The organism is Janthinobacterium sp. FW305-128 (assembly GCF_020858135.1).
Lineage (GTDB): Bacteria > Pseudomonadota > Gammaproteobacteria > Burkholderiales > Burkholderiaceae_D > Janthinobacterium.
In genome coordinates this window covers 261,380-272,641 of the sequence record NZ_JACYMK010000012.1, presented here as the reverse complement: position 1 = coordinate 272,641, position 11,262 = coordinate 261,380, and the positions used below count along the sequence as shown (strand labels likewise).

General features: G+C 61.1%; 12 protein-coding genes. 8 read left to right on the top strand and 4 right to left on the bottom strand.

The annotated features are described in order from the left end of the window. Positions 1 to 130 precede the first annotated feature (130 nt). The 4 genes from IGS60_RS24005 to IGS60_RS23990 form a co-directional block, all read right to left on the bottom strand. Positions 131 to 475 carry a DUF1840 domain-containing protein gene (locus tag IGS60_RS24005; protein ID WP_070224486.1) on the bottom strand — a complete coding sequence of 115 codons (345 nt, stop codon included), beginning with the start codon at positions 473 to 475 and terminating at the stop codon, positions 131 to 133. Positions 476 to 655: 180 nt separating this feature from the next. Then, positions 656 to 1,201, bottom strand: coding sequence for a hypothetical protein (locus IGS60_RS24000; protein WP_230506404.1), 546 nt, complete (start codon positions 1,199 to 1,201; stop codon positions 656 to 658). A gap of 64 nt (positions 1,202 to 1,265) precedes the next feature. Next, positions 1,266 to 2,786 carry a YifB family Mg chelatase-like AAA ATPase gene (locus IGS60_RS23995; protein ID WP_230506403.1) on the bottom strand — a complete coding sequence of 507 codons (1,521 nt, stop codon included), beginning with the start codon at positions 2,784 to 2,786 and terminating at the stop codon, positions 1,266 to 1,268. A gap of 119 nt (positions 2,787 to 2,905) precedes the next feature. Then, positions 2,906 to 3,160, bottom strand: a complete 255-nt coding sequence (locus tag IGS60_RS23990; RefSeq protein WP_070289926.1) for an accessory factor UbiK family protein — start codon at positions 3,158 to 3,160, stop codon at positions 2,906 to 2,908. Between the two features lie 270 nt (positions 3,161 to 3,430). On the opposite strand from IGS60_RS23990, the gene IGS60_RS23985 reads away from it, so the two are divergent. The 8 genes from IGS60_RS23985 to ptsP all read left to right on the top strand — a co-directional run bounded on the left by IGS60_RS23985 (position 3,431) and on the right by ptsP (position 11,217). Then, positions 3,431 to 4,198: a TorF family putative porin gene (locus tag IGS60_RS23985; RefSeq protein WP_230506402.1), complete on the top strand. Its 768-nt coding sequence runs from the start codon at positions 3,431 to 3,433 to the stop codon at positions 4,196 to 4,198. A gap of 11 nt (positions 4,199 to 4,209) precedes the next feature. Beyond that, positions 4,210 to 4,548 carry a P-II family nitrogen regulator gene (locus IGS60_RS23980; RefSeq protein WP_010393464.1) on the top strand — a complete coding sequence of 113 codons (339 nt, stop codon included), beginning with the start codon at positions 4,210 to 4,212 and terminating at the stop codon, positions 4,546 to 4,548. Positions 4,549 to 4,559: 11 nt separating this feature from the next. Beyond that, positions 4,560 to 6,095, top strand: a complete 1,536-nt coding sequence (locus tag IGS60_RS23975; RefSeq protein WP_306798516.1) for an ammonium transporter — start codon at positions 4,560 to 4,562, stop codon at positions 6,093 to 6,095. Positions 6,096 to 6,298: 203 nt separating this feature from the next. Beyond that, the gene (gshA, locus tag IGS60_RS23970; protein WP_070222828.1) at positions 6,299 to 7,597 is read left to right on the top strand and encodes a glutamate--cysteine ligase; all 1,299 of its coding nucleotides are present in this window, start codon (positions 6,299 to 6,301) and stop codon (positions 7,595 to 7,597) included. A 97-nt stretch (positions 7,598 to 7,694) separates the two neighbouring features. Further along, positions 7,695 to 8,651 carry a glutathione synthase gene (gene gshB, locus IGS60_RS23965; RefSeq protein ID WP_070289932.1) on the top strand — a complete coding sequence of 319 codons (957 nt, stop codon included), beginning with the start codon at positions 7,695 to 7,697 and terminating at the stop codon, positions 8,649 to 8,651. 12 nt (positions 8,652 to 8,663) lie between these two features. Then, the gene (locus tag IGS60_RS23960) at positions 8,664 to 9,068 is read left to right on the top strand and encodes a PTS sugar transporter subunit IIA (protein ID WP_035824452.1); all 405 of its coding nucleotides are present in this window, start codon (positions 8,664 to 8,666) and stop codon (positions 9,066 to 9,068) included. A 92-nt stretch (positions 9,069 to 9,160) separates the two neighbouring features. Further along, the gene (locus tag IGS60_RS23955; protein WP_010393142.1) at positions 9,161 to 9,430 is read left to right on the top strand and encodes an HPr family phosphocarrier protein; all 270 of its coding nucleotides are present in this window, start codon (positions 9,161 to 9,163) and stop codon (positions 9,428 to 9,430) included. Positions 9,431 to 9,474: 44 nt separating this feature from the next. Then, positions 9,475 to 11,217, top strand: coding sequence for a phosphoenolpyruvate--protein phosphotransferase (gene ptsP, locus IGS60_RS23950; protein WP_230506401.1), 1,743 nt, complete (start codon positions 9,475 to 9,477; stop codon positions 11,215 to 11,217). Positions 11,218 to 11,262 lie beyond the last annotated feature (45 nt).

The following is an 11,262-nucleotide window of genomic DNA, read 5'->3' as shown; positions in this document are numbered from 1 at the left end:
ACAGGACCGTGAAACAACTTTGCGCCGATGATAGTGCTGCAACCAGTGTGAAAGTAGGTTATCGTCAGGCTTGTTATATAAAAAAACCCCGCATCAGCGGGGTTTTTTTTCGTCTGCAGCATTCATCGGACTAGATGCCCCAGGTGATGCTTTCATTTTCCGCCTTGGCCGAGCGCAGCATCTCCATCAAGGGATAGGCGCGCTGCGAGAAATGCACTTTTTGCGCGCGCGCATGGGCGCCCGTTTCGCCATCTTCCAGCGTTTCCGGCGTATGCGCATCGTGTTCGACGTCATTTTCCGGATGTAGTTTGCTTTCCGCGACTTCTTTTTCCAGCAGGGCCAGGGCATCGCCCGCTTCGGCTGGCGTGATGACGCCGCGTGTGGGGTTCTTGTGCAGGATGTCGAGGATGCGCTGGGCATGTTCCTGGTACATCAGCACTTCAGGGGAGGATTTGGATTTGAATGAGATCAACATAAGCGCTTTCTGAAACTTGTTGTTAGTGTCGAAACAATATCACGACTTGAAATGTCGCACAGGCCGTCCGATTGCCCGGATTGCACATTTGCAAGCCGGATAGGGCCATCTGTTGGACAACGCACGCATTTACAAGAGCTTGCTTGCGGTGAAAACACCCGTTTAAGCGATCGTTAAGTCTCAATCCAGTTTCACCGAGTCCATGAAAGTGTCGATGGTGTCACGCGACAGCTTGCTTTCTTCACCGAGGATGATGATCTGGAAAATCCGTTTATCCTGCGCCACGAAACGGCCGACCAGCAAGACAGGCTTGCCTTGCTGCGTGCCTTTGGCCTCGATGCTGAGCGAACTGTGCTGGTGTGTTCCTGCCGCCGTGCTGCTGGCCGTCGATGCCGATTTTTCGCTGCGCACGGTGCCGTTAATATTCTTTAACAGGGCAGTCTGCATGGCGGGCAGGGCCGCTTGCGCCTGTTCTGCGCTGTCGAGCACGGCGCTGCCGATGGCGAAGGTATTGCCATCAACCTCGCTGGCCGTCATGGTCAGGCTGATTTTCCTGCCATCAAGATCGATCTCGCGCGTCAGCACGGCCGGTTTGCCTGGGAACAAGGCCGTGAACTGGGCGTCGGGGCTGCGGTAGTCGCGCCAGTCGAACTTCGGACTGCAGGCCGACAAGATGCCGGCGGCCGCGAGCGTAGCCAGAAAGAGGGCAAGTGATGGTTTTTTCATCAGCAGATGGTAGCAGCGCCGCCAGTCGCGCGCAATCGTGCACGTGTGGCACTTACGGGCCGCCTTATATTTCACGCAGCACGCGCCGGTACTGGATCGCTTCGGCGACGTGCGGCTGTGTGATGCCGGGGCTAGCCTCCAGGTCCGCGATGCTGCGCGCCACGCGCAGTACGCGGTGGTAGGTACGCGCCGACCAGTGCAATCGCGCCATGGCGCCGTGCAGCAGCTGTTCGCCATGCGTTTCCAGGCGACAATGCTGTTCGATTTCCGTGCTGCTCAGGCGCTGATTCGCCTTTCCCTGGCGCGCCAGCTGCAGGGCAAAGGCTGCCGCTACCCTTGTGGCGATGGCTCGCGTGCTTTCTCCGGCGCCGGCGTGCCGGCCCAGCGCCGCCGGCGGCATCGCGGCCACTTCAATCTGCAGGTCGATACGGTCGAGCAGCGGGCCGGACAGGCGGCTGTGATAACGGAGCACGGCGTCCGGCGTGCAGCGGCAACGTCCCGAAGCGTGGCCCAGATAACCGCACGGGCAGGGATTCATGGCGGCGATCAGCTGGAAGCGGGCAGGAAACTCGGCCTGGCGGGCCGCGCGTGAAATGTTGATCACGCCCGATTCCATGGGCTGGCGCAACACATCGAGCACCCGGCGCTGAAATTCGGCGATTTCATCGAGAAACAGCACGCCGCAGTGCGCGAGCGAGATTTCTCCGGGGCGCGGAACATTGCCGCCGCCCACCAGGGCCACACCGGACGCCGTCTGGTGCGGGGCGCGGTAGGGGCGGCGTTTCCAGTGTTCCACCTTGAAGTGGCCACCCAGCGAATGCACGGCAGCCGATTCCAGCGCCTCTTCGTCGCTCATGGGCGGCAGCACGCCGGGAAAACGGCTGGCCAGCATGGTCTTGCCCGCGCCCGGCGGCCCGACCATCAGGACGTTATGGCCGCCTGCGGCCGCCACTTCCAGCGCCCGCCGCGCCTGCTGCTGCCCTTGCACGTCGGCAAAGTCGGGATACGGAAAGACGTGCGCTGCCAGCATGGGCTGATGGCGTTGCAGGGCGGTCTGGCTGCCGTGCGCGGCAAAATGCGCGCAGACTTCCAGCAGGCTGTGGGCGGGATAGATGCAGGCATCGCTGACGAGCGCCGCCTCGTCCGCGTTCGCCTGCGGCAGGATGAAGGCGCGTGGCGCGCCCGCCGGGCTGCGCTGCATGGCAAAGGTCATGGCCAGCGCGCCGCGAATGGGACGCAACTGGCCTGAGAGCGACAGTTCGCCCGCGAATTCGTAGTGATGTAATTGGTCGCCCGGCAACTGGCCCGAGGCGGCCAGGATACCCAAGGCAATAGGCAGGTCGAAGCGCCCCGATTCCTTGGGCAAGTCCGCCGGCGCCAGGTTGGCCGTGATGCGCCGCGCCGGCATCTCAAAGCCGCAGTTTTGCAGCGCGGCACGGACGCGGTCGCGCGATTCCTTCACTTCCGTATCCGGCAGGCCGACTATCGTAAACGAAGGCAAACCGTTGGCAAGGTGGACTTCGACACTTACCTCGGGCGCTTCCATGCCGGCCAGGGCGCGGCTTTTCAGGACGGCCAGACTCATCAAACTCCCCTGTGGCGCGGGCGCGGGCAGTCTCAGTCTAGCGCGTGAAACGCCGTCAGGCTTGAGCTATGCCAGCAAGGCCGTCAATAACGTGGTCTGGCTGGCGTCACCTTACAACCTTACACCTTGGCCTTGGGTTCGTTCAGACGGGTTTCCAGTTCGATCAGGCGCAATTCCAGTGCGTCGAGCTTGGCGCGGGTCTTGGCCAGCACTTGCGCCTGGATATCGAATTCCTCGCGCGTGACGAGATCGAGGCGGGCGAAGCCCTGGGTCATCATCGATTTCACGTTTTTCTCGATATCCTTGGCCGGCGAGTTCTCGATGGCCTGGTGGATCTTGCCTTGCAAGTCGTTAAAGAAGGTATTCATGTCCATGTTCAGTCCTTTTATGGTGCGGCATGTGCATCGCACCATTGCGGTGCACAGCGGTGTTAATCTGGTGCGAAAATAGGCAAATCCACAACGCTTCAGCAACGTATTTCCGCATGCCCAGCGGCTTGCACGGTATGTATGGCCGGAAAGGCACCTGTCAAGGTGGCAAGAGAGCTGGCACGTATTCTGCTAAAGAAGGTATGAACGCTTTGTGATCTCCAGCCAAGATTTTAAACCTCAACCGCTTTAAAAGTTCAATAAAAGGGAATCGCCATGAAGAATCTGTCCAAGAACATGACTTTAGCTGCAGCGTTGACGCTGGCCATGACCGCCTTGTGCGGCAGCGCCATGGCCCAGGATGCAGTGGCGGCGCCTGCTGCGGCCGAAGCCGTACCTGATAACGTGGTGAGCTACAACGTGGCGCTGACCAGCGACTACCGCTACCGTGGCGTGTCGCAAAGCCGTCTCGACCCTGCCATCAGCGGCGGCGCCGACTATACCCACAACCCGACGGGTTTGTACGTGGGGACCTGGTTGTCGAGCATCAAATGGATCAAAGACGGCGGCGGCGATACCAACCTGGAATGGGATATCTACGGCGGCAAACGTGGCGAGATCAGCAACGATTTCACCTACGATGTGGGCGGCCTGTACTACTTCTATCCCTCGAATGGGCTGAGCACCAACGCGAACACCTTCGAACTGTACGGCCAGCTCGGCTATGGCCCGGCCTACATCAAGTACTCGCATTCGACCAGTAATCTGTTCGGCGTGCCTGACAGCAAGAACAGCGGCTACCTCGATGTGGGTGCCAACGTCGATGTGCACGATGGCTACATGCTGAACCTGCATGCCGGACGCCAGAAGGTCGCGCACAACGATTCCCTCAGCTATAACGATTACAAGATCGGCGTGACCAAGGATTTCGGCGTGGTGACCGTGGCTCTGGCCGCCGTCAAGGCCAACATCACGTCGCTGGCACCGAATGGCAAGAATCTGGCGAAATCCGGTCTCGTGCTGACCGTATCCAAAACCTTTTAAGCGAGACTGCCATGAAAATGATTACTGCAATCATTAAACCGTTCAAACTGGACGAAGTACGCGAAGCCTTGTCGGCTATCAATGTGCAAGGCATTACCGTCACCGAAGTCAAAGGTTTCGGCCGCCAGAAAGGCCATACGGAACTCTACCGTGGCGCCGAGTATGTCGTTGATTTTTTGCCAAAAACCAAGATTGAAGCAGCCGTCGATGACGCCATTGTCGATCAGGCCATCGAAGCGATCGAAGGCGCCGCGCGTACCGGTAAAATCGGCGACGGCAAGATTTTCGTCTACAACCTGGAACAAGTCATCCGCATCCGTACCGGTGAAACCGGCAACGAAGCGCTCTAAGGGGAATATTGATGCGTAAAAATATAACAAAATTGCTCGCTGGGTTTGCCTGTCTGTGTGCGTTTGGCGTCGCCGCGCCGAGCTTTGCCGATGCCCCTGCCAAGACGGAGGCGGCCACGACTACGGCCGTTGCCGCCCCCGCCGTCACGCCCGTGCCTGACGCCGCCCCCGCTGCCGCCGCCCCGGCCCCGGCCGCTGCCGCACCGGCCGCCGCCCCTGTCGCCAACAAGGGCGATACCAGTTTCATGATGATTTCCACCTTGCTGGTGATTTTGATGACCATCCCCGGCCTGGCCCTGTTCTACGGCGGCCTGGTGCGCTCGAAGAACATGCTGTCGGTGCTGATGCAAGTGTTCATGGTGTTCGCGCTGGTCATCGTGCTGTGGTGTATCTACGGCTACTCGATCGCCTTTACGGAAAAAACCGCCTTCTTCGGTGGCTTCGACCGCCTGTTCCTGAACGGTATCTGGGATCCGGCCAAGGGCACGTTTGCCGCCGCTGCCACCTTCAGCAAGGGCGTCGTCATTCCCGAGTTCGTCTTCGTCGCCTTCCAGGGCACGTTTGCCGCCATCACCTGCGCACTGATCGTCGGCGCCTTCGCCGAGCGCGCCAAGTTTGCCGCCGTGCTGGCCTTCGTCGTGCTGTGGTTCACGTTCGCCTACCTGCCAGCGGCCCACATGGTGTGGTTCTGGACCGGTCCTGACCTGATCACCAATGCCGCCACCTCGGCCAGCGAAGCCCTGAAAGCGGGCTGGATCTGGCAAAAAGGCGCGCTGGACTTCGCCGGCGGCACCGTGGTGCACATCAATGCCGCCGTCGCCGGCCTGGTGGGCGCGATCATGATCGGCAAGCGCGTCGGCTACGGCCGCGAATCGATGGCGCCGCACTCGCTGACGATGACCATGATCGGCGCCTCGCTGCTGTGGGTGGGCTGGTTCGGTTTCAATGCCGGTTCCTCGCTGGAAGCGGGCGACGTGGCGGCCCTGGCCTTCGTCAACACCTTGCTGGCCACTGCCGCCGCCACCCTGTCGTGGGTATTTGGCGAGTGGATCAGCAAAGGCAAGCCATCCATGCTCGGTGGCGCGTCCGGCGCCGTGGCCGGCCTGGTGGCGATCACCCCGGCGGCCGGCTTTGTCGGCCCGATGGGCGGCCTGGTCATCGGCCTGCTGGCCGGTATCGTCTGCCTGTGGGGCGTGAATGGCCTGAAACGCCTGATCGGCGCCGACGATTCGCTCGACGTGTTCGGCGTGCATGGCGTGGGCGGTATCCTCGGTGCCTTGCTGACGGGCGTGTTTGCTGCACCACAATTGGGCGGCCAGGGCATCTTCGACTATGTCACCAACAAGATGTCGGCCGATCCGTATTCGATCGGTCATCAGGTGTGGGTGCAGGCGCAAGCGGTCGGCACCACCATCGTCTGGTCGGCCGTCGTCTCCGTCGTCGCCTATAAACTGGTCGACATCGTCATCGGCTTGCGCGTACCGGAAGAAGAAGAGCGCGAAGGCCTCGACATCACCAGCCATGGCGAGCAAGCGTATCATGGTTAAATAACAAGGATCTGGCATGCCAGCGCCCCGGCGCGGCATGTCCGGCCAGAAAGGCGCCTCATTGAGGTGCCTTTTTTTCGTTGTGGGAATGGAAAAGGTCTTTAAAACAAGGGTTTTGCCCCGATTTGGGGTACTTACACGGTAATATAGTCGGCAGTTCTGTGTGCTTTTTTGAATACTGCACATAATTTAAGGATGTAACTATGGTTCCCCATCTCGTCACGGCCCTGACCGGACCGCTGCTCGACCTCGAAAAAAAGATTCTGGCCGCGACGCCGGCCATTGAGCGCTGGTTTCGCATGGAGTGGCAAGAACACACGCCGCCCTTCTATTGCTCGGTAGACTTGCGTAACGCGGGCTACAAACTGGCGCCCGTCGATACCAATCTGTTCCCTGGCGGTTTCCATAACCTGGCCACGGAAATGCTGCCCTTGTCCGTGCAGGCCGCCATGGCTGCCATCGACAAGTATTGCCCGGACGCCCGCAACCTGCTGATCGTGCCGGAATTGCACAACACCACGCCGCAATACCTGCAGAACGTGGCGCGCCTGATGCAAATCTTCCGCCAGACGGGACTGCACGTGCGCTTCGGTTCGTGGTCGCCCGAGATCACCCAGCCGACACCCTTGGCGTTGCCGGATGGCAACATGCTCGTCATCGAGCCCCTCGTGCGCCTGAACAACGGCCGCCGCCTGGGCTTGAAGGATTTCGACCCGTGCACGATTCTGCTGAATAACGACTTGTCGGACGGCATCCCTGATATCTTGCAAAATATTCATGAACAAAGCCTGCTGCCGCCCTTGCACGCGGGCTGGGCTTTGCGCCGCAAGAGCAACCACTACACGGCCTACGATGAAGTGGTGAAAAAATTCGGCAAGATGATCGATGTCGACCCGTGGATGCTCAATCCCTTCCACGCCAAGTGCAGCGACGTCAATTTCCAGGAAGGCGAGGGCGAAGATGCGCTGGCCGCCAGCGTCGACGTGCTGCTGGCCAAGATCCGCAAGAAATACAAGGAATACGGCATCAAGGAAAAGCCCTTCGTCATCGTCAAGCCCGATGCGGGCACGTATGGCACGGGCATCATGACGGTGCGCGACGCCAGCGAAGTGCGCGACCTGTCGCGCAAGCAGCGCGACAAGATGTCCATCGTCAAGGATGGCAAGGTCGTCACCGACGTCATCATCCAGGAAGGCGTGCCCACGTTTGAAAGCATCAAGGATGCCGTGGCCGAACCCGTCGTCTACATGATCGACCGCTATGTGGTGGGCGGCTTCTACCGCGTGCACGCGGAAAAGGGCGTTGACCAGAATCTGAACGCGCCTGGCTCGCAGTACGTGCCGCTGGCGTTTGCCCAGCAGCATGCCGTGCCGGACTTGAAGGCCAAGCCGGGCACGGCCGCGCCGAACCGCTTCTATGTGTATGGCGTGGTGGCGCGCCTGGCCTTGCTGGCGGCGTCGCTGGAAATGGAGCGCACGGACCCGAATCCCGAGGTGTATTGATCGCTCCCCGCAGCTTGCCGGGCGCGGTGACTACCGCACCTGGCGATCTCGGCTAGAATCAAGCATTCCTTATCCAGGCTCCCCGATTGGACGCACCATGAAAATTGCATTCCTTGCCGACCCGCTGGCAGGCTTCAAGACTTACAAAGATTCCACCTTCGCCATGATGCGCGAGGCGGCCAAACGCGGTCATGCCGTGTATGCGTTCGAACAGAAGGACATGGCGCTGGAAGAGGGCATCGTCACGGCACGGGTAAAACACATCGCGCTGACGGGCGACGAACACGATTGGTACAAGGTCGTCTCGACCGAGGAAGTGCGCCTGTCGGCCCTGGACGCCATCATCGAGCGCAAGGACCCGCCGTTCGACATGGAATACGTGTACGGCACGTATTTGCTGGAACTGGCGGAAAAGCAGGGCGCGCACGTCTTCAACAAGCCGTCCGCCATCCGAGACAACAATGAAAAGCTGGCCATTGCCCAGTTTTCCGAATTCACGTCGCCGACCCTGGTGACGTCGGATGAAGCGCGCCTGCGCGCCTTCCACGCCAAGCACCAGGACGTCATCTTCAAGCCGCTCGACGGCATGGGCGGCACGGGCATCTTCCGCGTCAAGGCCGATGGCCTGAACTTGGGCGCCATCATCGAGACCTTGAGCGAGAACGGCGCGCAGACCATCATGGCGCAGCGTTTCATCGCCGACATCGTCAAGGGCGACAAGCGCATCCTCGTCATCGGCGGCAAGCCGGTGCCGTTTTCGCTGGCGCGCATCCCGCAGGCGGGCGAAGTGCGGGGCAACCTGGCCGCCGGCGGCACGGGCGTGGCGCAGCCATTGACGGCGCGCGACCTGGAAATCGCAGAAAAGCTGGGCCCGATCCTGGCCGCGCGTGGCCTGATGCTGGTAGGATTGGACGTGATCGGCGACTATCTGACGGAAGTCAATGTCACCAGCCCGACCTGCTTCCAGGAAATCATGCAGCAAACGGGTTTTGACGTGGCTGCCATGTTTGTCGACGCCGTCGAGCATGGCGTTGCGCAAGCGCAGCAGCGCTAGAGGGTATTGACTATGGTAGGGATTTTGCTCATGACACATGCACCGCTGGGACAGGCTTTCATCGCTGCCTGCGCGCATGTGTTTCGCGGTCCAACGGAGCGGTTTGAAGCCATCGACGTCGTCGCCGACCAGGACCTGGCGGAAGTGCAAAAGCTGGCGTCGGACGCCATTTGCCGCCTCGACGACGGTTCCGGCGTGCTGGTGATTACCGACGTGAAGGGCGGCACGCCGTCGAACTGCTGCAACAAGCTGGCCGATGCGGGCAGGGTGGAAGTCATCGCCGGCATCAGCCTGCCGATGCTGCTGCGCGCCATCACGTATCGCCGCGACACGCTCGACGTGGTGGTGGAGATGGCGCTGGCCGGCGCGCAAAGCGGCGCCGTGCGCGTCGATAACCGCATTCGCGTGGGCGAGTAAGGAAGTACATGGCCGCCGCCCTGAAGGCGGCGGGTTTTATAGGCCAAGATTGTCATCAGCGTAGTGCATTCAGGGATAGAGACCATACAAAAATGATTCAAAAAGAACTCGAAATCATCAACAAGCTGGGACTGCACGCACGCGCCTCCGCCAAATTTACCCAGCTCGCCGCCAAGTTCAAGAGCGACGTCTGGCTGACCCGCAACGCGCGCCGCATCAACGCCAAGTCCATCATGGGCGTGATGATGCTGGCCGCCGGCAAGGGCGCGAAAGTGACCCTGGAAGCCGAGGGCGATGATGAGCAGGCATGTGTCGATGCGCTCACCGCCCTGATTAATGACAGGTTTGGCGAAGGCGAGTAATGCCCGCCGAACGCAGCCGCAGCCGCATTCCGACAGGTCAACCCATGGCATCTTTCACGCTCCACGGCATCCCGGTTTCCCGCGGCATCGCCATCGGCCGCGCACATCTGCTGGCGCCGGCCGCCCTTGACGTCAAACATTACCTGGTCGCCCAGGAACAGATCGAAGCCGAAGTCCAGCGCCTGCAAAGCGCCATCGCCACCGTCCACAAGGAACTGCAGACCCTGTGGAACGAGCTGCCCAAGGATGCGCCCACGGAGCTGGGCGCGTTCATCGACGTGCATGCGCTGATCCTCTCCGACCCGATGATTTCCGAAGCGCCGCTCGACATCATCCGCAAGCGCCATTACAACGCCGAATGGGCGCTGTTGACGCAGATCGATGAGTTGTCGGCGCAGTTTGATGAAATCGAAGACCCGTACCTGCGCGAACGCAAGGCCGACATCCAGCAGGTGGCCGAGCGCGTATTGAAAGTCTTGCTGGGCACGGAGCAGCTGCTGCCCAAGGCCGCGGCCGAAGACGAATTGATGGCGCAGATGATCGTCGTCGCGCACGACATTTCTCCGGCCGACATGCTGCAGTTCCGCGACCGCTCCTTCATCGGTTTCATCACCGACGTGGGCGGGCAGAACTCGCACACGGCCATCGTCGCGCGCAGCCTCGACATCCCGGCCGCCGTCGGCATGTCGCAGGCGTCGATGCTGATCGACCAGGATGACTGGCTGATCATCGACGGCGACGCCGGCGTCGTCATCGCCAACCCCAGCGCGCTGGTGCTGGAACAGTACCGCGAGCGCCAGCTGGCCATGCAGCGCGCGCGCAAGAAGCTGGGCAAGCTGAAAAAGACGCCGGCCGTCACCAAATGCGGCACGCCCGTCACCCTGCTGGCGAATATCGAGTTGCCCGAGGATTGCGCGTTTGCGCTGGAGTCGGGGGCCAGCGGCGTGGGCCTGTTCCGCTCCGAATTCCTGTTCATGGGCCGCGCCCACAAGATTCCCACCGAGGACGAGCAGTTCGAGGCTTACCGCAACACGGTGCAGTCGATGAAGGGAAAAGTCGTCACCATCCGCACGCTCGACATCGGCGCCGACAAGCCGCTCGACCAGTCCGACCATACGGCCCTGAATCCCGCCCTGGGCCTGCGCGCCATCCGTTACTGCCTGGCCGAGCCGCAATTGTTCCTGACGCAGCTGCGGGCGATTTTGCGCGCCTCCGCCTTCGGCAAGGTGCGCATCCTGATCCCGATGCTCGCGCATGCGTTCGAGATCGACCAGTCGCTGGCCATGATCGCGCAGGCGAAGGCCAGCCTGCGCGAGGAGGGCGTCAAGTTCGACGACGAGGTCGAAGTGGGCGCCATGATCGAGATTCCGGCCGCCGCGCTGGCCCTGCCCATGTTCGTCAAGCGCATGGATTTCCTGTCGATCGGCACGAACGATCTGATCCAGTACACCCTGGCCATCGACCGGGTCGACTACGAAGTGGCGCATTTGTACAATCCGCTGCACCCGGCCGTGCTGCAGCTGATCTCGATGACGATCGCGGCCGGCCACAAGGCGGGCATCGACGTGGCCGTGTGCGGCGAGATGGCGGGCGACGTGAAGCTCACGCGCTTGCTGCTGGGCATGGGCTTGCGCGAGTTTTCCATGCATCCGGCGCAGCTGTTGGCGGTCAAGCAAGAGATCCTCAACAGCGACCTGGGCCTGATTGCGCCACAAATGCGCAAAATTATGCGTTCGATGGAACCAAATGTGATCGCGGAAGCCGTCCAGCAACTGCAGCTCATGTAAACTGTCACCTTAAGCATCAGGACACATCGCGCGCGGCAAGAGGTG

Bases quoted from the DNA above. Each gene is read 5' to 3' on its own strand.
- IGS60_RS24005 (WP_070224486.1), bottom strand. From the start codon at position 475: ATGTTGATCTCATTCAAATCCAAATCCTCCCCTGAAGTGCTGATGTAC.
- IGS60_RS24000 (WP_230506404.1), bottom strand. From the start codon at position 1,201: ATGAAAAAACCATCACTTGCCCTCTTTCTGGCTACGCTCGCGGCCGCC.
- IGS60_RS23995 (WP_230506403.1), bottom strand. From the start codon at position 2,786: ATGAGTCTGGCCGTCCTGAAAAGCCGCGCCCTGGCCGGCATGGAAGCG.
- IGS60_RS23990 (WP_070289926.1), bottom strand. From the start codon at position 3,160: ATGGACATGAATACCTTCTTTAACGACTTGCAAGGCAAGATCCACCAG.
- IGS60_RS23985 (WP_230506402.1), top strand. From the start codon at position 3,431: ATGAAGAATCTGTCCAAGAACATGACTTTAGCTGCAGCGTTGACGCTG.
- IGS60_RS23980 (WP_010393464.1), top strand. From the start codon at position 4,210: ATGAAAATGATTACTGCAATCATTAAACCGTTCAAACTGGACGAAGTA.
- IGS60_RS23975 (WP_306798516.1), top strand. From the start codon at position 4,560: ATGCGTAAAAATATAACAAAATTGCTCGCTGGGTTTGCCTGTCTGTGT.
- gshA (WP_070222828.1), top strand. From the start codon at position 6,299: ATGGTTCCCCATCTCGTCACGGCCCTGACCGGACCGCTGCTCGACCTC.
- gshB (WP_070289932.1), top strand. From the start codon at position 7,695: ATGAAAATTGCATTCCTTGCCGACCCGCTGGCAGGCTTCAAGACTTAC.
- IGS60_RS23960 (WP_035824452.1), top strand. From the start codon at position 8,664: ATGGTAGGGATTTTGCTCATGACACATGCACCGCTGGGACAGGCTTTC.
- IGS60_RS23955 (WP_010393142.1), top strand. From the start codon at position 9,161: ATGATTCAAAAAGAACTCGAAATCATCAACAAGCTGGGACTGCACGCA.
- ptsP (WP_230506401.1), top strand. From the start codon at position 9,475: ATGGCATCTTTCACGCTCCACGGCATCCCGGTTTCCCGCGGCATCGCC.